Source organism: Streptomyces sp. NPDC051561, from assembly GCF_044454195.1.
Classification (GTDB): Bacteria; Actinomycetota; Actinomycetes; order Streptomycetales; family Streptomycetaceae; genus Streptomyces.
Window position 1 is genome coordinate 433,927 of record NZ_JBITDM010000004.1, and the last position, 22,613, is coordinate 456,539.

A 22,613-nucleotide genomic window follows, 5' to 3' on the forward strand; every position below is an offset into this window, starting at 1 on the left:
GAACAGCTTGCCGGGGGCGGTCGGCCGAGGGGTTACGCCGCGCCGGCGAGCGCCGCGTCGAGCTGGGCGGCGAGCCGGCGGGCGGGGAGCGGCCGCCCGGTGCGGTCGAGGCCGTGGATCGATGCTCCGTCGAGGCGGAGGGTGGGGGTGCCGCGTACGCCGCTCCGGCCGAAGGCGTCCGCGACGGCGACGGCCCACGGGGCGTACGTCCCTGCGCTCACGGCCTCGCGGAAGTCGGGGGCGGTGACGCCGACGGACTCGGCGACGCGCAGCAGCACCGCCGGGCTGCCGTAGGAGTCGACGCTCTCGTCGGGCTGCTGCGCGTACAGGGCCTCGTGCAGGTTCTTGAAGTCCTGGCTGGACTCGTTGACGGCGGCGCCCGCCGCGCTCAGCGCCATGACGGAACCCTGGCCGCCGAGCATTCCGTCCAGGAACGCGGCGAAGTGGTACTCCAGGCGCAGCCGGCCCTCGTCCGCGTAGCGACGGATCGTGGCGCCCGAGGCCTGCTCCAGGGCCGCGCAGTACGGGCAGCGGAAGTCCTCGTACACGGCCAGCACCGGAAGCGGGCCGGACTCGCCGTACGGGACGACGAGGCCGGACTCGCCTGTGGTGCGGGCGGGTGCCAGGGGCTGCTGTGACGTCTGTGACTCCGGCTGCGACATGGGCGCGGGCTCCTTTTCCGTCCCTCCCAGGTACTCACAGGGGGGCGGGCCGCGCATCTCCAGCAGGGGTCGGTCGAGGCGTCACAGGTTCCGGGATGCGCTGGTCAGTGGTTCTCGGCCTGGAACATCCAGCGGTGCTTCTCCAGCTCGGCGGTCAGCGAGATGAAGATGTCCTGGGTCACCGGGTCGGGCTTGTCGGTGGCGGCGATGCGCTCACGCATCCGCAGGATGGTGCCGCCCAGCGCCTCGACCAGCAGTTTCACCACGTCGTCGTCGGCCAGCCAGCCGCTCGGGGGCTGCGGCAGTTCGGAGCTGCGGCCCACCGTGGAGGCCCGTCCGTCCGGGGCGACGCCGATCGCGGAAGCGCGCTCGGCGACGGTGTCCGCGTAGGCGCGGGCCGTGTCGACGATCTCGTCCAGCTGTAGGTGGAGCGAGCGGAAGCGCGGGCCGACGATTGTCCAGTGGGCCTGCTTGGCGAGCAGCGAGAGGTCCACCAGGTCGACCAGGGCGCCTTGCAGGGCGAAGCCGGTGACCTGGCGGGCGGTCTCCGGGAGGGTGCCCTGGATGGTGGGGGCGGGGGAGGTGGTGGAAGAGGTGGAGGTGGGGTTGAGGGGGGTGGTGGTCATGGTGAGGTGTCCTCCTCTTGTGGGGATGGGTGTTGCGACGGTGAGTGTGGGTGCTCGCGCTTGTCGGGCGTGCGCGAGCGCTCAGGTGCCCGAGTTGCCGGGGCCGCCCAGCTGGTGCGGGGTGCGGCGGACGCCGTCCTGGGGGACCTCGTCCGGCTCGCGGGTCTCCCGTATCTCGCCGGGCGGATGGTCGCGTTCCGGCGCCCGGGGCTGTTCCTCCGGGCGGGGTGCGGCGGGCTCCCGATTCTTGACCCGGATACCCAGCCACACGGCGCCGATGAGGATGGCCACCAGGGCGAGCCCGATCAGGAAGGGCGCGATGCCCACCATCAGGTCGCGGGAGGCGGCCAGTTCCATTTCGGCGTGTTCGATGCTGTGTGCGTGCATGCGTGCCGAGTACCCCGCGAGTTACTGGGGATGCGGGTGAAACATTTCACGGGGGCCATCGCGTCGGTGAAGTGTCGGGCAGCGAGGTGTCAGGCAGTGAGGTGTCGGCGGTACGGGCGTGGCTCGGGGGGCCGGTGCCGAGGGGGAGGGGGCGTATGCCCGGTGGTGGGCGCGACGAGGCGTACCTGGAGTTCGCCAACGCGAGAAGTGGCCAGCTCTTCCGGTCGGCGTGCCTGCTGACCGGCGGCGACACCTATCTCGCCGAGGACCTCACGCAGGAGACGCTCGGCCGGATGTACGCCCTGTGGGGCCGCATCGAGCGGATCGACAACCCGGCGGCGTACGCCCAGACCGTCCTCGTCCGTACCTTCCTCACTCAGCGGCGGCGGCGCGCGGCGATGGAGCGCCCCGTCGGTGAACTCCCGGAGGGGGAAGGGGTTGTGGGCCCCGACGCCGAACTGCGGGTGACGCTGCTCCAAGCGCTGGGCCGGCTCACGCCGAAGGACCGGGCGGTGATCGTGCTGCGGTACTGGGAGGACCGGAGCATCGAGGAGACCGCCGGGACGCTGCGGGTGAGCTCGGCCGCGGTGCGGACCAGGTCGGTACGGGCGCTGGCCAAGCTGCGGGAGCAACTGGGCGGGAGCTTGGTGGAGTTGACGTCGGGCTGAGGGGCGGTGGGGGCTCGTCGTGAGGTTGTGGCGGTTGCGGTGGTCGTAGGTGGCCGTAGGCGGTTTCAGGATTTCCGGGAATTTCGATCAATGACCAGGGGTGGTTTCGCATGCCTTTCGAGGATGAGCTCGGCCCGGCGCTGCGGCGTACCGGCGATACCTTCACCGCCGATCAGCGGCAGCTGGTCGACGGGGGGCGCGACCGTGGGCGGCGGGCTCTGCGGCGCAGGCGGATGGGTGCGGTGACCGGCAGCGTCGCCGCCCTGGCGCTGGTGGGTGTCGGGGGTGCGTGGGCAGGAGGACTGCTGGGCGGAGGGCCCGGGTCCGGCGGGGGTACGGGGCAGGTGGCCGGGCCGGCGCCGAAGGGAGCGGCATCCTCGTCCGCCCCGAGCGAGGTGGCGGAGCCGTCCGCCACGGGCGCCGGGCAGATCACCCGGGACTGGATGATCAACAACTTCCGTACCCGATTGCAGTCGGTCGGTGAACGCGGCGCACTCGGAGAGATCCAGGCGCGCGGTTCCACCCCCGAGGAGCTGCTGTCCGGCAATCCGATGGTGTCCGGCGTCCTTGACGACGGCAGGGGCAAGGCGGCGATCTCGCTCGGCATGTGGCGCGAGGATCCCGGCAGCAGCAACGCCCGCAACCTCGTCACCTGCCCGGCCAGGACGCATGTGCGCTACGACACGTGCCGGACCGACGAACTCATGGACGGGGGCTCCTTCATGGTCCTTCAGGGGTACGTGTCCTCGAACCCGGCCGAGAAGGCGAAGTCCTGGCGGGCGACGATGCTCACGCCTGAGGGGTACGTCATCGATGTGAGCGAGTCGAACTCGCCCGCCGAGAAGGGCGCCCCGGCCAGTCGTGTCCAGCCGCCGCTCAGCCCCGACCGTCTGAAGTCCCTGGTGACGCACCAGACCTGGCGGACGGCGGCGGCCTCGCTTCCGGACAACGGCACCACGGGGGGCGAGAAGCCGGACGAGCCCAGCGAGGAGAAGACCATGGGGACGCTGGTGTCGCTGTTGCCCAAGGGGCTCAAGGTGAGCGGGAAGAGCGGTCAGCAGGGGTACGCGTCCTTGGTCGTCGACGACGGCAAGGGGGCGAGCATGGTGCAGGTCAACGTCCAGACGGGGATGGGGGATGTGGCCGATGAGCTGGCGGGGAAGGGGGACTCGGTGACGGATCTTCCGGATGGCGGGCGGCTGGTGGTGTCCGAGACTTCGGGGGAGAAGGGGGTCGCGGGGATCGTGGTGCTCAATGTGGATGTGATCGCGCCGGATGGAAGGCGGGTGGCGGTGTCGGCGTTCAACTCGGGGAGTCAGCATGAGGGGGCTACTCGGGGGCGGCCGGTGCTTTCGGTGGAGCAGCTCAAGGTGATGGCCACCAGTGGGGATTGGTGGAAGTAGGGGGTACGGGGTCGGGGTGGGCCGGGACAGGGTGGGTGCGACTCCGTCGGGGGCCGCCCCCTTGCCCGCCCGTTCCGCCCCCCCCCGGGGGGCCCGCCGCCCAAGCGGGCGAGGGTGACGCGGGGAGGGGCGGCCCCGCCGCCCAAGCGGGCGGAGGTAACGCGGGGAGGGCTGGTTCCGGCCAGGTCGGCGCGCTGAGGGTTATTTGGCGTCTGCGTAGCACTCGACTGTGGCGATGGTGAAGGGGAAGTGGGTGGGGGTTTCGCCGAAGGTCAGGCGGCCGGCCAGTTCGCCGGCTGTGCGGATGGCGGCGGCGACCGCTTCCGCTTCCGGGGCCGGGCAGTGGACGATCACCTCGTCGTGCTGGAAGAAGACCAGCTCCGCCTTCATTCCGGATGAGTGCAGGGACTGACGCAGTGCGGCCAGCATCACCAGCGCCCAGTCGGCCGCACTGCCCTGGACGACGAAGTTGCGGGTGAAGCGGCCCCGGGCGCGCAGGTCGCGGGAGGCGTAGCCGGGGGTGAACTCGCCGTCACCGGAGCGGAGTTCCGAGTCCACCGGGGCTTGTGGCAGCCCCGCTTCCCCCTCGTCGTCCCCGGACTGCGGCGCCGGCGGGCAGGTGCGTCCCAGCCAGGTCCGTACGAGGCGGCCCTCCTCGCCCGCGCGGGCCGCGTCGTCCACGTACGCCACCGCTAGCGGGAATCTTCGGCGCATGGCGGCGAGGTTCTTGAGGCCGTCGCCGGAGGTCTGGCCGTATATCGCGCCGAGGACGGCGATCTTGGCGGCGTCGCGGTCGCCGGAGAAGGCGCGGTCGGAGACGGATTTGTAGAGGTCGCCGGGTCGGCCCGCGACGTCCATCAGCCCGGGGTCGCGCGAGATCGCCGCGAGGACGCGCGGCTCCATCTGGTCGGCGTCGGCCACCACCAGCCGCCAGCCCGGGTCGGCGATCACGGCGCGCCGGATCACCTTGGGGATCTGGAGGGCACCGCCGCCATTGGTCACCCAGCGGCCGGTGACCGTGCCGCCCGGCAGGTACTCGGGGCGGAAACGGCCGTCGCGCACCCAGTCCTGGAGCCAGCCCCAGCCGTGCGCGGTCTGGATGCGGTAGAGCTTCTTGTACGCGATGAGGGGTTCGACGGCGGGGTGGTCGATCTCCTCCAGCTCCCACCGCCGGGTCGACTTCACCTTGATCCCGGCCTGGGCGAACGCCTTGATGACGTCGGCGGGCAGCTCGGGGCGCACCCGGCGGCCGAACGCCTCCGAGACCCGGTCCGCCAGCTCCGCCATCCGGCGCGGATCGCCGCCACCGGCGTACCGCTCGCCGAGCAGTTCGTCGAGCACGGCGCGGTGGACGTCCGCACGCCAGGGCAGACCGGACCGGTTCATCTCGGCGGCGACGAGCATGCCGGCGGACTCGGCGGCGGTCAGCAGGCGCATCCTGCCCGGGTGTCCGGCCGCATCGTGCCGTACGACCTGATCCTCATAGACCTCCAGCAGGGCTTCGAAGGGGAGGTGAACGGGCTGTGGCTCGAAGAGGGAGGACTGGGAGCCGGGTTCGGCGGCGCGCTGCGGGGGATCGGGCGGGACGGGGAGGCTGTGGAGACGGGCGTACGCCGCCGCTGCCGAGCGGGGTTCGCCCCAGCGGCCCGCGTGGCCCAGCAGGAGGAGCTCGGCGTCCTCGATGTCGTAACACCGCTCGACCCGGACCCCGGCGGCGAGCAGCCGGGGGTAGATCTCAGCGGTCGAGCGCCAGACCCAGCGGCCCACCTCGGGGCGGGAGCGGACCGCCTGGGCGAGGTCCGGTTCACGGCGCACCTCACCGGCGGGGCGGCCGTCCCGGGTGAGGGGAGCCAGCAGCGCTCCGCCGCCCTCCGTCGAGGCGATGGCCCACCGGTCGTTCATGGGTGCGAGTGTGGCAGCCACCACTGACAACGGGCCGGAGGGCGAGTGGGGCGGGGCCCGGTCGGCGGTGCGGCCGGTACCGACGGGTGCCGACGGGTGCCGGCGGGTGCCGACGGGTGCCGGCGGGTGCCGGCGGGTGCCGACGGGTGTGGGCGCCGGGATCGCGTACGCCGCAGGGCACGCGCACCGCAGTGGTCGCACAGACGCCACCCGGGGCCGTACCCAGCCCCCACCCGCCCCACCCGGCCGCTCGCCCCGCCCGGGATGCCGACCGGGCGGCCCGCTGGCAGGCTCGAACGCATGCGAGTGGCACTGGCACAGACCGACTGCGTCCTCGGCGATGTCGAGGCGAACCTGGAAATGGCCCGGGACCAGATCAGACAGGCCGTCGCCCAGGGCGCCGACCTGGTCGTCTTCCCCGAGCTCAGCCTGCACGGCTACCACCTGGGCGCCCTCAGAGAGGACACCTCCGTCGAGTCCCGCGACCCCCGCCTGATGGAGCTCAGCACCCTCGGCGCGGACGTGGTCGTCGGCTTCCACGAGTACACCAGCATGCGGGCGTACAACACCTCCGCCTACTACGCGGCAGGCTCCCTGCTGCACGCCCACCGCAAGCTCTACCTCCCCAACTACCTGGCCTGGGAGGAGCGCAAGCACGTCAGCCCCGGCCAGTCGCTGCGCGCCTACGACCTGCCTGGCGGGCGCGGCCGGGCCGCCACCTTGATCTGCAACGACGCCTGGCAGCCGGTCCTCCCGTGGATCGCCGTCCAGGACGGCGCCGAGGTCGTCGTCGTGCCCGCGAACAGTGCCGCCTCCCTCGATCCCGAGGCCATGGACACCGGCCTCTACTGGGACAGCCTCCTCTCGTACACCGCCCGCATGCTCCAGTGCTGGGTCGTCTTCGTGAACCGCGTCGGCAGCGAGAACGGCGCCTCCTTCTGGGGCGGCTCCCGGGTGGTCGACCCGCGCGGCATGGTCGTCGCCCAGGCCCCCCGATGGGAGTCCGCCCTGGTCACCGCCGACCTCTCGGTCCACGAGGCCCGCCGCCAGCGCCGCTCGGTCCCGCTGGTCGCGGAGGCCAGGCTGGGGATGGTGGCGCGTGAGGTGGGACGGCTGATCGACGAGGGCGGCGACAGCTGACCGGACCGGGGTGGGGGCGGCCGGCCGCCGAGGGCGGGGCAGCTGAAGGACGAGGGCGGCGACAGCTGAGGGAGGATGAGGGCTCCGGTCCGATTGAGGAGAACCGTTGTCCGACCCCGCCTTCCCGGCCGCCGACCAGGCATTTTCCGCCCTGTACGGCACCGGCCACGACGGCCTCGACCTCGGGGCCTCGCTGCTGGCCGCCGCGCCCTGGGCGGATGCGGGCCGTGAAGTGCTGCGCAGGGGGGCGGAGTTCGTGGGCCGTGCCTGGGACCGGGGCTGGCAGCCCGCCGATGTGGCCCGTCTCGTACGGCGCGACCTCGACGAACTGCATCTGCGCCTGCTCACCGACCTGATCGCCGCCGAACACCGAGGGCTCCCCGCCCCGGCCTCCGTACCCCCGCGCTGGCGCGCCCAGCTCCGGGAACTGGGGGTCGCTGAGGGGCCGGGGGTCTGGTGGAAGAAGGACGAGAATTACGGCGACGCGCTCGCCCGGCGCGAGCAGACCGACCGGTTCGCGCTGGCCACGGCGGTACTGGAGCTGCTGCGGCTGCTGATCCGGCTGCCCGGGATCGAGCCCGTCGGACCGGTGCCTGGCGCCTTTGCCCCCCTAGGCAAGGGGAGGGGGCGGCAGACGCAGGCGACGGCCGGTGAGCCGCGCATGCTCACCCGGATCCGTGCCCTGCTCGCCAAGGCGGAGGCGACCGGATTCCCGGAGGAGGCGGAGGCGCTGACCGCCAAGGCCCAGGAGCTGATGGCGCGGTACAGCATCGACGAGGCGGTACTCGCCGCGCAGGGGCACCCCCAGGGCGGCCCCGGCGCGTGCCGGATCGGCGTCGACGCACCGTACGAGACGGCGAAGGCGATCCTGCTGGACGCGGTGGCCGTGGCGAATCGCTGCCGGGCCGTGTGGAACGGGGAGTTCGGGTTCTCCACGGTGGTCGGTTTCGAGGCCGATCTGGAAGCGGTCGAGCTGCTGTACACCTCGCTGCTGGTGCAGGGGACGGCCGCGATGACCCGTGCGGAGGCCGCCCAGCGGGCCGGCGGACGCAAGCGGACCAAGTCCTTCCGGCAGTCCTTCCTCACCGCCTACGCCAGCAGGCTCGGCACCCGGCTCGCGGCGGCCACCGAGCATGTGGTGGAGGAGGCGGGGGCGGGGGGCGACCTGTTGCCCGTACTGGCGGCGCGGGACGTGGCGGTCACGGACCGGGCGGAGCAGATGTTCCCGCGCACCACTTCCACCCGGGTGCGCGGGGTGAACGACCTGGCGGGCTGGGAGCACGGGACGGCGGCGGCCGACCGGGCGTCGGTGCCCGGCTCCACGCCCCAGGCGCGACAGGGACGCGGGCGGCTTCGCCCGGGGGGCTGACGGCCGGCCCTCAACGCGAAGTGACCGCCGTGGCTGCCGTAATCGGCGTGAACGGTATGACCGGTGTGACCGGCGTATCCGCCGTGACCGGCGTGAAGAAGTTGACGAGGTTGCCGTCGGGGTCGCGGAAGAGCAGCGATCGGTTGCCCCAGGGCATCGTCGTGGGCTCGTTGACGAAGTCGATCGCGACGTCGGCCTCGGGGCCGGTCCCGGAACCTGTCAGGTTCGCGTACACACGGTCCACGTCGTCGACGCGGAACTCGATGATCACGCTTCGGTTGTCCGCAGGGCGGGCGGAACCCGGTGCGAACAGCGGGACCGTGCGGGTGCCGGAGATGGCCAGGGTGGCGCCGGAGGTCCTCAGTTCGGCGAATTCCCCGTTCGCCCAGACCGCCGCCACCGCGGTGGCCCTCTCGTAGAACGCGACGAGGCGGGCGACATCGCCGGTGATGATGCGGATCGAAACGAAGTCCATGGTGTTCTCCCGGGTGGGTGGAGCGAGGGGTGAAGTGCGGGCAAAGCCCCAGCTGAAGCCCCTGCACCACGCACGCTAGAACCAATAGAGGACAGAATCGGCCCGGTATCCGCGTTAGCCTCCGGACATGTCCCGACCCACCGTGCGCGTCCTGACCCTGCTGGAGCTGCTGCAGTCCGGAGGTATCCGCACGGTCGCCGAACTCGCCGAGCGGCTCGGCGTCGACGGACGGACCGTGCGGCGTTACGTCGACCAGCTGATCGACCTCGACGTGCCGGTCCAAGCGGTGCGGGGACGCTACGGCGGCTACCGGCTCGGCCCCGGGTTCCGTCTGCCGCCCCTGATGCTCACCGACGAGGAGGCGCTCGCCGCACTGCTCGGGCTGGTCGCCGGGCGCAGGGCCGGGTTGATGACGACCTCGGACACGGCGAGCGAGACGGCGGCGGCAAAGATCCGCCGGGTGCTGCCCGCCCGCCTGGCCCACAGGCTCGACTCCCTCCTGGAATCCCTCGCCTTCACCACCGCGCCCGGTGGGTCCGGGCAGCCGGACGCCGAGGTGCTGCTCACGGTGGCCGACGCGGTACGCCATCGGCGCCCGCTCTCGATCCGGTACACCGACCGGGAGGGCCGCCGCAGTGAACGCCCGCTGCACGCCTACGGGGTCGTCGCCCACTCGGGCCGTTGGTACGTCACCGGCAGTGATCCCGGCATCGGCGAGGACCGGACCTTCCGCCTCGATCGCATCGCCTCCGCGCGCACCCTCACCGGCACCTTCGAGGCACCGGACGGCCTCGATCCGGTGCAACGCGTCCTGTCTGGCTTCGCCACGGCCGGGTACCGGCACGAGGTGAGTCTGCGCATCCACACCACCGTCGAACACCTCCGCACCCGGCTTCCGGCCGGTGTGGCGACCCTGGAGGCTCTAGCCCCGGAGGTCGCTCCCGCCCCGGAGGCCGCTCCCGCCCCCGACAGCTGGCTGCGAGTCGGCCTACGGGTGGAGAGCCTGGACTGGCTTCCGCCCCTGCTCGCCGCCCTGGACCGCCCCTTCGTCATCGAGCACCCCGACGAACTGCGTGAACGCGTCCTGGGCCTCGCCGACCGGCTGGCGTCCAGCGCGCGCCCGGCGGGGGAGAGGGAGCGGACGGGGGAGCCACGGCAGACGCAGGCGACCGAGGAGACAGTCGAAAAGGACTCCTTTGATCCCCTTCGTGCCCGCAGGGATACCCTCAACCCATGAGCTGGCTCCAGGCGCTGAAGGACACCGCCCGCTCCGGTCTGACCGTCGAGCGCAAACGGCTCGAACCCCTGGTCGCAGCCCGGGCCGCCCTCGGGCTCGCCCTGGTCGTCGGGTGTGCGCTGTACTTCTTCGGGCCCGCCGTCGCCGCCAGCTCCGCGTTCGGCGCGTTCCAGGCGGCACTCGCCACCTTCCAGCGCAGCTGGCGCACCCGGCCCGTGCTCGCGCTGGCCTCCGGCGCCTCCCTCGCGGTGACGACCTTCGTCGGCTACCTCACCGGCTCGCACGAGGTCCTCTTCGTCGCCCTCCTCGCCCTGTGGACCTTCCTGGCTGGAATGGCCTGGGCGATCGGCCCCACCGCCGGGATGATCGCCAGCTCCAACGTGGCGATCATGCTGGTCACGGTCACCCTCCCGACCTCCGTCGCGGCCGCCGCCGGACACGCGGCGATGATCATGGTCGGTGGTGTCGTGCAGGCGGCACTGATCGTGCTTCTTCCGGTACGCCGCTGGGGCGCCCAGCGAGACGCCCTCGCCGACGCGCTGGCCGCCGAGGCCGACTACGCCCGCAGGCTGCGCCACGACCCCATCGCCCCGTTCGACCCCGAGCCGCTGATGAACGCCCGCAGCGCCGCCGCCGTCACCCCCCGCCAGGCCCGCCGCCGCCCCGCCGAACTCCACGGCACCCGCGGTCTCGCCGAGCGCATCAGGCCGGTGCTGGCCTCGCTCGCCGACCCGGCCCTGGGCGTTCCGACGGAGGGGGAGGAGCGGGACCGGGTGCGCGAGCTGCTGGCCGCCGCCGCCTCCACCCTGGACGCCGCCGCCCGCGCCGTCCGCAAGGGCGAGCCGGTCATCATGTCCCCGGCCGCGACCGCCGTGCTCGCCGTGCCCAGGGAGGGCGCCGTCCTCACCGGGCCCGCCCGCCGCGCCGAGTCCCGGCTGATCACCCTGCTGCGGGACGTGGTGGAGACCGCCCGGGGGAGCGGGACCACCAACACCCGGCGCCGTACCCCCGAAACCGACGACAGCCCGCAGCACCTGACCGCCGTCCGGGTCGCCCAGGAAGCCGCCCGCAAGGCGGCCAGGAAGATCGCCCGGCACCCGGAGCACCGCGCCGACCCCCACGACCACCTGCACCGCCCCACCGTGCTCGAACTGGTCCCGGTCGCCCTGCGCGCCATGCGCGCCGAGCTCCGCCGCGACTCCCCGGTCCTCCGCCACGCCCTGCGCGTCTCGGCCGTCAGCGCCACCAGCTACGCCGTCGGTGCGTCACTGCCGCTCGGCCACGGCTACTGGGCGCCGATGGCGGCGGTCATGGTGATGCGCCCCGACTTCTCCCAGACGTACTCGCGTGCCGTGGCCCGCTTCGGCGGCACCCTCCTGGGCGTCACCCTCGCCTCCGTACTGGTCCAACTCACCCACCCGGACACCCGGTTGTCCGCCGCGATCGCCATCGGCTGCGCCTTCCTGATGTTCCTGCTGCTGCGCACCGGCTACGCCGTCACCCAGGTGTGCGTGGCCGCGTACGTCGTCTTCCTGCTCGGCATGGGCGGCCTCCAGTGGACTCAGACGGTGCCCGAGCGGATCGTCCTCACACTGGCCGGCGGGCTCCTCGCGATGGTCGCGTACGCCGTCTACCCGGCCTGGGAGACCCCGCGCCTGCGCACCCGCCTCGCCGACTGGCTGGTCGCCGACGGGCGTTACGCCTCCGCCGTCCTCCAGCGGTACGCCGACCCGGCCGGCGCCCCCGGCGACGCCGTGCGCGAAACCCTGCTGGCCACCCGGCAGTCCCGTATCGCCTGGCAGGACGCCCTGGAGCGGGCCGCCAACGAACCCGTCCGCCACCGCGGTCTCTCCCGCTCCGCGGCCGACGAAGCCCCGGACGCACTCGCCCAGCTCGCCCGCGTCGCCATGCTGATGGAGGCCCACCTCCCGTCCCGCGACACCCACCCGGTCCCGGCCGCGGCAGCCCTCGCCGAAGCCCTGCGCACGGATGTCGACGCCGCCGCCAAGGCGGTCCGCGAGCGCCGCACCCCCAAGTGGGACGCCTACCGGGCAGCCCTGAAGGCGTGGGACACGGGCGACACCACCGGCGACAACAAGGTCGTACGCAAGGGGGCCGGCCTCCTCCTCGAAGCCCTGGACGAACTCTCCGACGCCCTTGACTCGGAAGGGCCGCGCCCCAAGGGGAGCGCGGCCCTCACCACGACGTAGCCGTTCCACCACGACGTAGCCGTTCTCACGACGACGTAGCCGTTCTCACGACGACGCAGCCGCCCTCACCACGACGTCACAGCCCCGGACGGCGGAACCTACGACCCCGAGCCCGGAATCTTCGGCATCCCGGACGGCAGATCCGTCGGAATCCCTGAAGGCATCGCGTCCGCGGGCGCCTTGGAGAACTTGTCCTCGATGCCGCTGCCCTCCCACTTCACCGTGAGGGTCTTGCCGTCGGCACCCGCCGTCACCGCGCCCTTGGCGCGATCCGTGTTGCCGTTGGGGCACTTGAGGTCCAGCGTGACGGAACCCTGGCGGACCACCCGGCCCGTGCACAGCTGCTCGCCCGCGATGCCCGCCATGTCACCGGAGATGGTGAGGACGACCAGCTTGCCGTTGGAGGTGGCGGTCCAGGAGCCCGTGACCTCACCGGCTCCGGCGTCACCGGCGGGCGGGGTGCTCGCCCCGCCGGCGCCGTCGCCCGCGGGGGCGCTCGAAGCGCCGTCCTTCGCCGGGGCCTTGTCGTCCTTGCCGCCGTCGCTGCTGCAACCGGTCAGCAGCAGGGCCGCCGCGAGTGCGGCCGCTCCGGCGACGGTGCGGGCGGTGCGGGTGCGGACGGCGCGGACGGTACGAATGTGCTGATGCACTCCCAGACTCCCCATGTTGGTTGGCCCGTTCCGTTGCGGAAGGAACGCGTCAAGCTACCAGGGCGTCTACCAGCAGAAGCCGGAGGCCGATAAGGCCCTCCTCTTGTGTAGTCAAGAGGACACCCCGCGTGCACGTGCATCTGCCCATGCACCGACAGTTGAACGCAGCTATGATCCGGGTCAGTTGACAGTCCCACAGCAAATGACATCGCCAGCAGTTGACACCAGCAGTTGACACCAGCACTTCCGGGAGCGACCTGTGCACCACGCATACAACGGCATGGCGGCCACAGAGCTCCACGGGGTGGTCTGGCAGAAGAGCAGGCACAGCAACTCCCAGGGCTCCTGCGTGGAGTTCGCGAAGCTGCCCGGGGGGAACGTGGCGGTGCGCAATTCCCGGCACCCCGAGGGCCCGGCCCTCGTCTACACGCCCGCGGAGATAGAGGCGATGCTGATCGGCATCAAGGCGGGCGAGTTCGACCACCTGGTGGCGGGGAGCTGACACGGGGCGGCGCAAAGGCGGCGTACGCCCGGAAATCGGCGCATCCCGACGTTCGCAGGCCGTCAACCCTGCTGAGAACCGGCCAAGTTCATTCTCCCGGCGTCAGCCGGAACAGCGCCCACACGACCTTCCCGTTCAGCGTCCCCGCGAGGGGGTGCCACCCCCAGCTGTCGCTGAACGAGTCCACCAGGAACAGGCCCCGCCCGGACTCCGCCGAGAAGTCGTCGGCCTCCCGCGCGGCGGGACCGTCATGGCTGGGGTCCCGCACCGCGCACACCAGTCGCGAACTCCAGTGCATCAGATGCAGTCGCACCGGCGGATCGTTCTCCCGCACGGTGTCCGCCGGCAGGGCGTGCCGCAGCGCGTTGGTCACCAGCTCCGAGACCACCAGCGCGACATCGTCGAACCGGCTCTCCAGCTTCCACTGGCCCAGCGTGGCTCTGGTGAACTTCCTAGCCCCGCGCACCGCTTCGAATCTCGCGGGCAGCGCACAGGACGCCGATCCGGACACCGCTGCGGGGTCGATGGGAGGAAGGCCCTGCCGTAACGGCACGAGCATGGTCGATCCATTGGTCCCCATGCGAGGCACTCCCGGGTGTCGCGGTCGCGGCAATACAGCGGTGGACAACGGTGGATATACGTGCGCGCGGACCATGGTTCCGAATGCGCACAGCAGATGCAAGGGCAGATGCACGTGCACGCGCCGGACTTGGGCAACAGAGTGACGTTTCTTGCTCATTTCTTCCTGCGACCACTTTCGTACCCCTGCCATTTCCGTAACCGAATGCGTACAGGCTGAAGCGTTTTGGTGGCAGACTTCGCTCCCTCGGGACCCTGGGGGAGGGCCTCGCGCACAGATGAACGAGTGGGAGGGCCGGAGAAGTGACCGCAGGTGAGTCGAGCGGATCGGTGGTGCGGCGCATCCTGCTGGGCTCCCAGCTGAGGCGACTGCGCGAATCGCGCGGCATCACCCGCGAAGCGGCCGGCTACTCGATCCGTGCATCCGAATCGAAGATCAGCCGCATGGAGTTGGGACGGGTGAGCTTCAAGGCCAGGGACGTAGAGGATCTGCTCACGCTCTACGGGGTCACGGACGGAACGGAGCGCGAGTCGCTCCTCGCACTCGCACGCGAGGCCAATCTCGCCGGATGGTGGCACAGCTTCGGCGACGTACTGCCGGGCTGGTTCCAGACGTACGTCGGTCTGGAGGGCGCGGCCTCCCTCATCCGTATCTATGAAGTCCAGTTCGTACACGGCCTGTTGCAGACCGACGCGTACGCCAACGCGGTCGTCCGGCGCGGCATCCCGCACGCCACGGCGGCCGAGATCGACCGCCGGGTCGCGCTGCGGCTGGAGCGGCAGAAAATACTGGTCTCCGAGCGTGCGCCGCACTTCCACGCCGTGCTCGACGAGGCCGCCCTGCGCCGCCCCTACGGCGACCGGGACGTGATGCGCGGCCAGTTGCAGCACCTCATCGACATCTCCGAGCGGGAGAACGTCACCCTTCAGGTGATGCCGTTCAACTTCGGCGGACACGCGGGTGAGAGCGGCGCCTTCACCCTGCTGCGCTTCCCGGAGTCCGACCTGTCCGACCTCGTCTATCTGGAGCAGCTGACCAGCGCGCTCTACCTGGACAAGCGCGAAGAGGTCGCCCAGTACGAGCGCGTGATGGACCGCCTCCAGGAGGACTGCCCGAGTCCGTCCGCGACCCGGGACGTCCTGCGCGGACTTCTCCAACTGATCTGAAACAGATGGACGTTGACGGAACCTCAGCTTCCCCGCGACCATCACATGTCACAGGGAAGCGCACGAGGCGCAAGAGCCGCACAGGGGAACAGCAGAGGAACCACGCGGGGACTCACACGGGGATTCAGCAGTGGCAGACCTAAAGGATCGCGATCGTATGTCCTTCTTCACCGACCTGGCCCACCAGTTCATCGACGGCGAGTGGCGGACCGGCAGCGGTTCGTGGGACATCATCGACTTCAACCCGTACAACGGGGAGAAGCTCGCCGCGATCACCGTCGCCTCGGTCACCGAGGTGGACGAGGCCTACCGCGCGGCCGAGCGCGCCCAGCGGGAGTGGGCGCGGGTCAACGCGTACGCCCGCCGGGACATCGTGGAGAAGGTGCTGCGGCTGGTCGAGCAGCGCGAGGAGGCCATCGCCGCCGCGATCACCGAGGAGGTCGGCGGTACGCGGGTGAAGGCGACCTACGAGGTGCGTCTCGCGATGGAATTCCTGCGTGAGGCAACGCAGTTGGCCACCCTCCCGGAGGGTCGCATCCTGGCCTCACCCATACCGGGCAAGGAGAACCGGGTGCACCGCCTCCCGGTCGGCGTCATCGGCGTGATCAGCCCCTTCAACTTCCCCTTCCTCACCGCCATGAAGGCCGCCGCCCCCGCCCTCGCGCTCGGCAACGCCCTGGTGCTCAAGCCCAACCAGAACACCCCGGTGGTCGGCGGCGGGCTGATAGCCCGGCTCTTCGAGGACGCGGGCCTGCCCGCCGGCCTCCTCAACGTCCTCATCACCGACATAGCCGAGATCGGCGACGCCCTCCTCGAACACCCCGTCCCCAAGGTCATCGCCTTCACCGGCTCCGACCGCACCGGACGCCACGTCGCCGCCGTCACCGGCGCCCGCTTCAAGCGTGCCGTGCTCTCCCTCAGCGGCAACAGCGCCCTGGTCGTCCTCGACGACGCCGACATCGACTACGCCGTCGACGCTGCCGTCTTCAGCCGCTTCGTCTCGCAGGGCCAGGTCTGCATGGCCGCCAACCGGATCCTGGTGGACCGGGCCGTGGAACGCGAGTTCACCGAGAAGTTCACCGCCAAGGTCCGCACCCTGCGCACCGGTGACCCCGCCGACCCCGCCACCCACCTCGGCCCCGTCATCAACACCTTCCACGCGGACGCCCTCACCGGTCTGGTCGACCAGGCCCTCGCGGAGGGCGCGACAGCTCTGGTACGGGGTGCCACCCGAGGCAATCTGGTCGAGCCGACCGTCCTGACCGGCCTCCCGGGCGACTCACCCATCCTGGAGCAGGAGATCTTCGGGCCGGTCGCCCTGCTGCTCCCCTTCGACGGCGACGACGAGGCGGTCGAGATCGCCAACGACAGCCCGTACGGACTCAGTGGAGCCGTCCACACCGGCAACGTGGAGCGCGGGGTGCAGTTCGCCCAGCGCGTCCACACCGGGATGATGCACATCAACGACTCCACCATCCAGGACGACCCGCTGGTCGCCTTCGGCGGCGAGAAGGCGTCGGGCATCGGCCGGATGAACGGCGAGTCCACGGTCGAGGTCTTCACCACGCACAAGTGGATCTCGATCCAGCACGGGCGCTCCGAGTTCCCCTTCTGATCCGCGCCGCGTCTGATTTCGCCCCGCTGACGATTTCCCCGCCGTGTCCGCGACTTGAGGACAGAAGTTGTCCGCAAGCCGTCCTAATGTGGTTCCTGTCCCCAGAGATACGAGCTCCTTCGAAGGGCGGACCCCATGGTCAAGCACGTCAGCTCCGAGAACCTCCGCACCGAGGCCGACGCGCTCCTCGCGTTCCTGGACGAGCAGCGCGGCGGCATCCGCCGTGCCCTCCTCGGCCTCACCGACGAACAGGCCGCCACCAAGCCCAGCGCCAGCGAGCTCTCCCTGTCCGGCCTCCTCAAGCACGTCACCGAGACCGAGCAGGGCTGGATCCGGCTGGCCGGCGCCGACATCGAGGGGATCCAGCGCACCGAGGCGGACTGGGCGGACAGCTTCCGCCTGGTCGGCTCCGAGACGGTCGCGGGCGAACTCGCCCACTGGCAGCGCGTCGCCGACACCACCGACGCCTACTTCCGCGCCGCCTCCCTGGCGACGAGCTTCCCGCTGCCCGAGGCCCCCTGGTACCCCAAGGAGGACGTCTCGCTGCGGTGGGTGCTGCTGCGCCTGATCACCGAGATGGCCAGGCACGCGGGCCACGCGGACATCATCCGCGAGACCCTGGACGGGAAGACCGCCTTCGAACTGGTCGACCAGGAGAGCGGTCGGGGCTGAGCACGGACGCGGACCCCCCTGACCGGCCGACTACGCTGGCCGGGGGTCCTGGCCGACGAGGCCCGGCCGAGGTCTTGGCGGACGAGCGAGCGGGGCGTGTGGGATGTCGGCGATTCGGCTGTTGGTACTCGGCGCGGTCCGCCGGCACGGCCGCGCACACGGCTACCAGGTCCGCAACGACCTGGAGTTCTGGGGCGCCCACGAGTGGTCCAACGCCAAGCCGGGCTCGATCTACCACGCCCTGAAACAGCTGGCCAAGCAGGAACTGCTGGTCGCCCACGAGGTGGCCCCGAGCGCCGTCGGCGGGCCGCCCCGCACCGAGTACGAGCTGACGCCGGCGGGCGACGCGGAGTACTTCACGCTGCTGCGCGAGGCCATCACCTCGTACGACCAGAAGAACGACGTGTGGTCGACGGCCATCGGCTTCCTGGTCGACCTGGAGCGCGACGAGGCGGTACGGCTGCTCAAGGAGCGGGTGCGGGGCCTCCAGGACTGGCGCGACGGCGTGACCGAGCACTACGTCCCCGAGGCCGGCACCCAGTCGATCGGCCACATCGGCGAGATCATGAACATGTGGGTGCATTCGGCCGACGCGGGCATCGAGTGGGCGCGCGGTCTGATCGGGCGGATCGAGGGCGGCGCGTACAGCTTCGCGGGCGAGGGCGGCGACCCGTTCCGGGGCACCCTCGCGGACTCCCCGGAAGCGATCGAGGCGATGAAGGACGCGGCGTGGTGAGCGGACCCGCGTATGCGGGAGCACCCGGAATTCCTGGCTAATCAAGTTTGACTAACCCTCCTCCCAGGCGTACCTTTCCCTCGCTAGTCAAGTTTGACTAATGCTTCGGAGGGCTGAGAGTGATCGTTGTCGAGGGACTCTGCAAGAGGTACGGGGACAAGCGCGCCCTGGACGGCCTGGACCTGGACGTCCCCGCCGGGACGGTGCACGGCCTGCTCGGCCCCAACGGCGCCGGAAAGACCACCGCCGTCCGCGTCCTGGCCACCTTGCTGCGGCCGGACGAGGGCCGCGCGGAGGTCGCGGGGCTCGACGTACGCACCAGGGCCGACGAGGTCCGCACCCGGATCGGGCTGCTGGGCCAGCACGCCGCGCTGGACGAGGAGTTGAGCGGCCGCCAGAACCTGGACATGTTCGGCAGGCTCTACCACCTGGGCGCCCGTCGGGCCGCCGCGCGGGCCGACGAACTCCTGGAACGGTTCGGCCTCTCGGACACCGGCCGCAAGGCGGTCAAGGCCTACAGCGGCGGTATGCGCCGCCGTCTCGACCTGGCCGCCTCACTCATCACCGAACCGCGCGTCCTCTTCCTGGACGAGCCGACCACCGGCCTCGACCCGCGCGGCCGCACCGAGGTGTGGAGCGCGGTCCGCTCCCTGGTCGGCGGCGGTACGACGGTCCTGCTGACCACCCAGTACCTGGAGGAGGCCGACCAGCTCGCCCGTCGGATCACCGTGGTCGACAGCGGACGGGCCGTCGCCGAGGGCACCCCCGACGAGCTGAAGTCGCTGGTCGGAGTGGGCCGCATCGAGGTCGTACTGCGGGACGACGCGGGCCTGGACGCGGCGGTGGCCGCGCTGGAGCAGGAGCTGCGCACGGCCGGCGCCCCCGGGATCGACGTGGTGGACCGGGACCGGCGCCTGATCGGGATGCCGGTCGCCGACCGGATGGCGGGTCTGTCCGGCGCGGTACGGGCGCTGGAGACAGCGGGGGTCGACGCCGTGGACGTAGCCCTGCGCCGGCCCACGCTGGACGAGGTGTTCCTGCACCTCACGGGCGACCGGGACAGGCCGGAGGAGCCCGGGGGGCCCGCAGCGAAGAAGCCCGGCGAGCCCGCATCGAAGAACCCCGGGAAGACCGCAGCGAAGCAGAACGAGGTGAACGCATGAGTGCCACGACCCGCCCCGCGCCCCGCCCCGCCGACCACTCCCCGGACGACCCCCTGCCGCCCTCCCCCACCCGTGCCGGAGGGTGGCTGCCGGTCGACTCGTGGACCATGACCCGGCGTGAACTCGCCCACTGGGCGAGGCAGCCCGTCCAGGTGGTGGTCGGGCTGATCTTCCCGGTCATGCTCCTGCTGATGTTCGGCTATCTCATGGGCGGCGGCCGGGGTGTCGAAGGCTCGTACATCGACTTCATCGTCCCCGGCATGCTCGCCCTGACCATGGTCTTCGGCCTGGAGGCGACCATGCTCGCCGTCACCCAGGACCTCAACAAGGGTGTCATCGACCGCTTCCGCTCGATGCCGATGGCCAACTGGGCGGTGCTGGTGGGCCGTTCGGTCGCCGACATGCTCCAGTCCGTCACCGGACTGGTGGTGATGCTCGGGGTCGGGTACGCCGTCGGATGGCGCTGGGGCGGCGGCGCGGCCGGATTCCTGGGAGCCGTCGGCCTCCTGCTGCTGCTCCGCTTCGCCATGCTCTGGATCGGCATCCAGCTCGCCCTGATCGCCGGCAAACCGGAGTTGGTCACCGCCGTCCAGATCCTTGTCTGGCCGGTCGGCTTCCTCTCCAACGCCTTCGCCACCCCCGACTCCATGCCCGGCTGGCTCGGCGCCTCCGTCGAGTGGAACCCCCTCTCCGCCACCGCCACGGCCGTCCGGGAGCTGGCCGGGGTCCCGGGCGCCGTCGGCGACTCCTGGGCCTCCCAGCACGCGGGCCTGCTCGCCCTCCTCTGGCCGGTCCTCCTCTTCGCCGTCTTCTTCCCCCTGTCGGTACGCCGCTTCGGCCGCCTGGGCCGCTGAGGCCTCCTCGGACACGCCTCGGAATCGGAACGGGGCTTGCACCTCACGTGACGTGAGGGCGCACGCTGATCCCCGTATCCACCTCTCCACGTACCGAGAGAAATCCACCGCGAAGAGAGCGAAGCTGAGCTCCATGAGCCACCCCGTGGGCAAGGTCGCCGAGGTCGCCTCGGTGACCGTCAGGACCCTGCACCACTACGACGCGATCGGCCTGCTCTCCCCGAGCGGCCGCAGTCACGCGGGCCACCGCCGCTACAGCGACGGAGACCTGGACCGGCTGCAGCAGATCCTGTTCTACCGGGAGCTCGGCTTCCCTCTCGACCAGGTGGCGGCCCTCCTGGACGACCCGGCCACGGACCCGCAGGACCACCTGCGGCGCCAGCACCAGCTCCTCCGTGACCGGATCACCAAACTCCAGGAGATGGCCACCGCCGTCGAGACCGCCATGGAGGCACAGAAGATGGGCATCAACCTCACCCCGGAGGAAAAGTTCGAGGTCTTCGGCGACTTCGACCCCGACCAGTACGCCGAGGAGGCCGAGCAGCGCTGGGGCGGCACCGAACAGTGGCGCCAGTCCCAGGCCCGCACCGCCACCTACACCAAGGCGGACTGGCAGCGGATCACCGACCGCTTCAACGCCTCCCACCACAAGATCGCCGACCTGATGGCCGCCGGTGTCCCCACCGACTCCGTCCGGGCCATGGACGCCGCCGAGGAACACCGCCTGATCATCGCGAGCGACCACTACGACTGCTCCCACGAGATGCACGCCAACCTCGGCGAGATGTACGTCGCCGACGCCCGCTTCACCGCCACCTACGAGGCCATCCGCCCCGGTCTCGCCGTCTACCTCCGCGACATCATCCTCGCCAACGCCCTCCGCCACCTGTAACGACCACCCCCGGCCCCGGGGGCGGAGGGGGCGTTTCTACTCCTTGGTCACGACGACCGCCGTGCCGTACGCGCACACCTCCGTCCCCACATCCTGCGCGTCCGTCACGTCGAACCGGAACGCCAGCACCGCATTGGCACCCCGCGCCTTCGCCTGTTCGACCAGTCGTTCCATCGCCTGGTTGCGGGTTTCCACCAAGGTCTTGGTGAGGCCCCGCAGCTCTCCGCCGACCAGCGATTTCAAGCCCGCGCCGATCTGGCTGCCCAGGTGCCGAGTGGGGTCTCCCCTGCTCGAACGAAGCTGACAGCTCGGGGAGGGACCGTGAGGCCGAAGACCTCGCCGATCACCTGTTCCACCCGGTGACCTGGCACGTCATTGGTGGTGACGACCAGAATTTCCGACTTGGCGCTCTGCCCGCCGCCGAACTCCTCGATACCCATCCGCAGCCACCTCTTCGAGCCGAGTCGAATCCGATTCCTCCCGAAACGCTTTGCACCGGTCTGCCCAAAGTGCACCCTGGTAGGACCGGGGGAACCCGAGCGCGCCTCCTCGCGTTGGTACTTTTGGCCAGCCCACCGCAGACAATCAGACCTGGAGTCCGGAACTCGTGAATACGCTTGCGCTAGGACCGGCCTGGCTGGACCCGGACTATTTGCTGAACACGTTCGGGCTCTGGGGCCTGCTCGCCATCGTCTTCGCCGAGTCCGGCCTCCTCATCGGCTTCTTCCTGCCCGGTGACTCCCTGCTCTTCACCGCCGGTCTGCTGGTCACCACCAACAAGCTGGACACCCCGCTGTGGCTGCTCTGCACGCTGATCGTGCTGGCGGCGGTCATCGGTGACCAGGTGGGCTACCTCTTCGGCCGGAAGGTCGGCCCCGCCCTGTTCCGGCGGCCGGACTCGAAGATCTTCAAGCAGGAGAACGTCCAGAAGGCGCACGAGTTCTTCGAGAAGCACGGCCCCAAGGCGCTGATCCTGGCCCGCTTCGTGCCCATCGTGCGCACCTTCACGCCGATCATCGTCGGCGTCAGCAAGATGAACTACCGCACCTTCATCACCTACAACATCATCGGCGGCGTCCTCTGGGGCGCGGGCGTGACGCTCCTCGGTGCGGCCCTCGGCAACGTCGAGTTCGTGCACAAGAACATCGAGTACATCCTGGTCGGCATCGTGCTGATCTCGGTCGTCCCGATCGTGATCGAGGTCCTCAGGGCCCGCAGCCAGTCCAAGAAGGCAGCGGCGTCCGGAGAGCCCCAGCAGACCGGGACGCCCGACAACGGCGGCTTCCCCGACCACCACCCGAACCAGGCCCAGCAGAGCCAGCAGAGCCAGTACCCGGCCCAGCCCGGCCAGCCCAGCCAGTACCCGGGCCAGCCGGCCCAGCCCGGTCAGTACCCGGGCCAGCCGGCCCAGCCCGGTCAGTACCCGGGCCAGCCCGGTCAGTACCCCGCTCAGCAGGGCCAGTACCCGCCCCAGCCCGAGCCCGGTCAGCCCGGCCAGCCCTCCCCGTACCCGGCCCAGCCCCACCAGCCCGGTCCCCCCGGCCAGCAGCCCCCGCCCCCGCCGCAGCGCGGCCGGCACGCCAAGCGCTGATTGCTTCCGGTACGCCGAGGGGGGGGGGGGGGGGGGGGGGGGGGGGGGGGGGGGGGGGGGGCGCGCGCGGGGGGCGGGGGGCCGGGGGGGGCGGGGGGCGGCGGGGGCGCCGC

22 protein-coding genes and 1 pseudogene are annotated in these 22,613 nt (G+C 71.2%); 15 read left to right on the forward strand and 8 right to left on the reverse strand.

Annotation, left to right across the window (positions count from 1 at the left end):
- Window positions 1-32 precede the first annotated feature (32 nt).
- The 3 genes from ACIA73_RS12995 to ACIA73_RS13005 all read right to left on the reverse strand — a co-directional run bounded on the left by ACIA73_RS12995 (window position 33) and on the right by ACIA73_RS13005 (window position 1,675).
- Window positions 33-662, reverse strand: coding sequence for a DsbA family protein (locus tag ACIA73_RS12995; protein ID WP_399438485.1), 630 nt, complete (start codon window positions 660-662; stop codon window positions 33-35).
- 104 nt (window positions 663-766) lie between these two features.
- Window positions 767-1,288, reverse strand: coding sequence for a DNA starvation/stationary phase protection protein (locus ACIA73_RS13000; protein WP_399438486.1), 522 nt, complete (start codon window positions 1,286-1,288; stop codon window positions 767-769).
- An 81-nt stretch (window positions 1,289-1,369) separates the two neighbouring features.
- Entirely contained in the window at window positions 1,370-1,675 is a 306-nt protein-coding gene (locus ACIA73_RS13005; protein ID WP_399438487.1) for a DUF6479 family protein, read from the reverse strand.
- A 155-nt stretch (window positions 1,676-1,830) separates the two neighbouring features.
- Here ACIA73_RS13005 and ACIA73_RS13010 point away from each other — a divergent pair, with 155 nt between their 5' ends.
- Complete coding sequence (locus ACIA73_RS13010; protein ID WP_399438488.1) at window positions 1,831-2,343, forward strand: SigE family RNA polymerase sigma factor; 513 nt, start codon at window positions 1,831-1,833, stop codon at window positions 2,341-2,343.
- 110 nt (window positions 2,344-2,453) lie between these two features.
- A complete protein-coding gene (locus ACIA73_RS13015; RefSeq protein ID WP_399438489.1) occupies window positions 2,454-3,746 on the forward strand; it encodes a hypothetical protein in 1,293 nt (430 codons plus the stop codon).
- 201 nt (window positions 3,747-3,947) lie between these two features.
- Here ACIA73_RS13015 and ACIA73_RS13020 read toward each other — a convergent pair whose 3' ends face one another.
- A complete protein-coding gene (locus ACIA73_RS13020; RefSeq protein ID WP_399438490.1) occupies window positions 3,948-5,648 on the reverse strand; it encodes a bifunctional 3'-5' exonuclease/DNA polymerase in 1,701 nt (566 codons plus the stop codon).
- A gap of 300 nt (window positions 5,649-5,948) precedes the next feature.
- On the opposite strand from ACIA73_RS13020, the gene ACIA73_RS13025 reads away from it, so the two are divergent.
- Together ACIA73_RS13025 and ACIA73_RS13030 are read left to right on the forward strand one after the other, a co-directional pair.
- Complete coding sequence (locus tag ACIA73_RS13025; RefSeq protein ID WP_399438491.1) at window positions 5,949-6,788, forward strand: nitrilase-related carbon-nitrogen hydrolase; 840 nt, start codon at window positions 5,949-5,951, stop codon at window positions 6,786-6,788.
- Between the two features lie 106 nt (window positions 6,789-6,894).
- On the forward strand, window positions 6,895-8,157 hold the full coding sequence (locus ACIA73_RS13030; RefSeq protein WP_399438492.1) for a DUF2786 domain-containing protein: 1,263 nt from the start codon (window positions 6,895-6,897) through the stop codon (window positions 8,155-8,157).
- A 10-nt stretch (window positions 8,158-8,167) separates the two neighbouring features.
- Here the strand turns inward: ACIA73_RS13030 and ACIA73_RS13035 are convergent, their stop codons facing one another.
- Window positions 8,168-8,632, reverse strand: a complete 465-nt coding sequence (locus tag ACIA73_RS13035) for a VOC family protein (protein WP_399438493.1) — start codon at window positions 8,630-8,632, stop codon at window positions 8,168-8,170.
- A 127-nt stretch (window positions 8,633-8,759) separates the two neighbouring features.
- On the opposite strand from ACIA73_RS13035, the gene ACIA73_RS13040 reads away from it, so the two are divergent.
- Both ACIA73_RS13040 and ACIA73_RS13045 read left to right on the forward strand, forming a co-directional pair.
- Window positions 8,760-9,869, forward strand: a complete 1,110-nt coding sequence (locus ACIA73_RS13040) for a helix-turn-helix transcriptional regulator (RefSeq protein WP_399438495.1) — start codon at window positions 8,760-8,762, stop codon at window positions 9,867-9,869.
- Window positions 9,866-12,079 carry an FUSC family protein gene (locus ACIA73_RS13045; RefSeq protein WP_399438496.1) on the forward strand — a complete coding sequence of 738 codons (2,214 nt, stop codon included), beginning with the start codon at window positions 9,866-9,868 and terminating at the stop codon, window positions 12,077-12,079. The genes ACIA73_RS13040 and ACIA73_RS13045 overlap by 4 nt, the downstream gene beginning before the upstream one ends.
- 98 nt (window positions 12,080-12,177) lie before the next feature.
- Here the strand turns inward: ACIA73_RS13045 and ACIA73_RS13050 are convergent, their stop codons facing one another.
- Window positions 12,178-12,729: a hypothetical protein gene (locus ACIA73_RS13050; RefSeq protein ID WP_399438497.1), complete on the reverse strand. Its 552-nt coding sequence runs from the start codon at window positions 12,727-12,729 to the stop codon at window positions 12,178-12,180.
- A 259-nt stretch (window positions 12,730-12,988) separates the two neighbouring features.
- On the opposite strand from ACIA73_RS13050, the gene ACIA73_RS13055 reads away from it, so the two are divergent.
- Window positions 12,989-13,231 carry a DUF397 domain-containing protein gene (locus ACIA73_RS13055; protein WP_399438498.1) on the forward strand — a complete coding sequence of 81 codons (243 nt, stop codon included), beginning with the start codon at window positions 12,989-12,991 and terminating at the stop codon, window positions 13,229-13,231.
- 88 nt (window positions 13,232-13,319) lie between these two features.
- On the opposite strand, the gene ACIA73_RS13060 is transcribed toward ACIA73_RS13055, so the two are convergent.
- Complete coding sequence (locus tag ACIA73_RS13060; RefSeq protein ID WP_399438499.1) at window positions 13,320-13,811, reverse strand: ATP-binding protein; 492 nt, start codon at window positions 13,809-13,811, stop codon at window positions 13,320-13,322.
- A 302-nt stretch (window positions 13,812-14,113) separates the two neighbouring features.
- Between ACIA73_RS13060 and ACIA73_RS13065 the strand changes: the two genes are divergently transcribed.
- From ACIA73_RS13065 to ACIA73_RS13095, 7 genes are all read left to right on the forward strand, one after another.
- Window positions 14,114-14,977: a helix-turn-helix domain-containing protein gene (locus ACIA73_RS13065; RefSeq protein ID WP_399438500.1), complete on the forward strand. Its 864-nt coding sequence runs from the start codon at window positions 14,114-14,116 to the stop codon at window positions 14,975-14,977.
- Window positions 14,978-15,134: 157 nt separating this feature from the next.
- Window positions 15,135-16,592: an aldehyde dehydrogenase family protein gene (locus ACIA73_RS13070; protein WP_399438501.1), complete on the forward strand. Its 1,458-nt coding sequence runs from the start codon at window positions 15,135-15,137 to the stop codon at window positions 16,590-16,592.
- Between the two features lie 135 nt (window positions 16,593-16,727).
- Window positions 16,728-17,264 (forward strand): DinB family protein, encoded by a 537-nt coding sequence (locus ACIA73_RS13075; protein ID WP_399438502.1) that lies wholly within the window; start codon window positions 16,728-16,730, stop codon window positions 17,262-17,264.
- 103 nt (window positions 17,265-17,367) lie between these two features.
- Window positions 17,368-18,000: a helix-turn-helix transcriptional regulator gene (locus tag ACIA73_RS13080; RefSeq protein ID WP_399438503.1), complete on the forward strand. Its 633-nt coding sequence runs from the start codon at window positions 17,368-17,370 to the stop codon at window positions 17,998-18,000.
- A gap of 113 nt (window positions 18,001-18,113) precedes the next feature.
- Window positions 18,114-19,163, forward strand: a complete 1,050-nt coding sequence (locus ACIA73_RS13085; protein ID WP_399438594.1) for an ATP-binding cassette domain-containing protein — start codon at window positions 18,114-18,116, stop codon at window positions 19,161-19,163.
- Window positions 19,160-20,017 carry an ABC transporter permease gene (locus ACIA73_RS13090; protein WP_399438504.1) on the forward strand — a complete coding sequence of 286 codons (858 nt, stop codon included), beginning with the start codon at window positions 19,160-19,162 and terminating at the stop codon, window positions 20,015-20,017. The genes ACIA73_RS13085 and ACIA73_RS13090 overlap by 4 nt, the downstream gene beginning before the upstream one ends.
- A gap of 133 nt (window positions 20,018-20,150) precedes the next feature.
- Window positions 20,151-20,909, forward strand: a complete 759-nt coding sequence (locus ACIA73_RS13095; protein ID WP_399438505.1) for a MerR family transcriptional regulator — start codon at window positions 20,151-20,153, stop codon at window positions 20,907-20,909.
- Between the two features lie 36 nt (window positions 20,910-20,945).
- Here the strand turns inward: ACIA73_RS13095 and ACIA73_RS13100 are convergent.
- Window positions 20,946-21,349: pseudogene (locus ACIA73_RS13100) on the reverse strand (YbjQ family protein).
- 167 nt (window positions 21,350-21,516) lie between these two features.
- On the opposite strand from ACIA73_RS13100, the gene ACIA73_RS13105 reads away from it, so the two are divergent.
- Window positions 21,517-22,500, forward strand: coding sequence for a VTT domain-containing protein (locus ACIA73_RS13105; RefSeq protein ID WP_399438506.1), 984 nt, complete (start codon window positions 21,517-21,519; stop codon window positions 22,498-22,500).
- Window positions 22,501-22,613: the final 113 nt, after the last annotated feature.

Coding starts and splice junctions, on each gene's coding strand:
- ACIA73_RS12995 (WP_399438485.1), bottom strand. CDS start 662: ATGTCGCAGCCGGAGTCACAGACGTCACAGCAGCCCCTGGCACCCGCC.
- ACIA73_RS13000 (WP_399438486.1), bottom strand. CDS start 1,288: ATGACCACCACCCCCCTCAACCCCACCTCCACCTCTTCCACCACCTCC.
- ACIA73_RS13005 (WP_399438487.1), bottom strand. CDS start 1,675: ATGCACGCACACAGCATCGAACACGCCGAAATGGAACTGGCCGCCTCC.
- ACIA73_RS13010 (WP_399438488.1), top strand. CDS start 1,831: ATGCCCGGTGGTGGGCGCGACGAGGCGTACCTGGAGTTCGCCAACGCG.
- ACIA73_RS13015 (WP_399438489.1), top strand. CDS start 2,454: ATGCCTTTCGAGGATGAGCTCGGCCCGGCGCTGCGGCGTACCGGCGAT.
- ACIA73_RS13020 (WP_399438490.1), bottom strand. CDS start 5,648: ATGAACGACCGGTGGGCCATCGCCTCGACGGAGGGCGGCGGAGCGCTG.
- ACIA73_RS13025 (WP_399438491.1), top strand. CDS start 5,949: ATGCGAGTGGCACTGGCACAGACCGACTGCGTCCTCGGCGATGTCGAG.
- ACIA73_RS13035 (WP_399438493.1), bottom strand. CDS start 8,632: ATGGACTTCGTTTCGATCCGCATCATCACCGGCGATGTCGCCCGCCTC.
- ACIA73_RS13040 (WP_399438495.1), top strand. CDS start 8,760: ATGTCCCGACCCACCGTGCGCGTCCTGACCCTGCTGGAGCTGCTGCAG.
- ACIA73_RS13045 (WP_399438496.1), top strand. CDS start 9,866: ATGAGCTGGCTCCAGGCGCTGAAGGACACCGCCCGCTCCGGTCTGACC.
- ACIA73_RS13060 (WP_399438499.1), bottom strand. CDS start 13,811: ATGGGGACCAATGGATCGACCATGCTCGTGCCGTTACGGCAGGGCCTT.
- ACIA73_RS13070 (WP_399438501.1), top strand. CDS start 15,135: ATGTCCTTCTTCACCGACCTGGCCCACCAGTTCATCGACGGCGAGTGG.
- ACIA73_RS13075 (WP_399438502.1), top strand. CDS start 16,728: ATGGTCAAGCACGTCAGCTCCGAGAACCTCCGCACCGAGGCCGACGCG.
- ACIA73_RS13080 (WP_399438503.1), top strand. CDS start 17,368: ATGTCGGCGATTCGGCTGTTGGTACTCGGCGCGGTCCGCCGGCACGGC.
- ACIA73_RS13090 (WP_399438504.1), top strand. CDS start 19,160: ATGAGTGCCACGACCCGCCCCGCGCCCCGCCCCGCCGACCACTCCCCG.
- ACIA73_RS13095 (WP_399438505.1), top strand. CDS start 20,151: ATGAGCCACCCCGTGGGCAAGGTCGCCGAGGTCGCCTCGGTGACCGTC.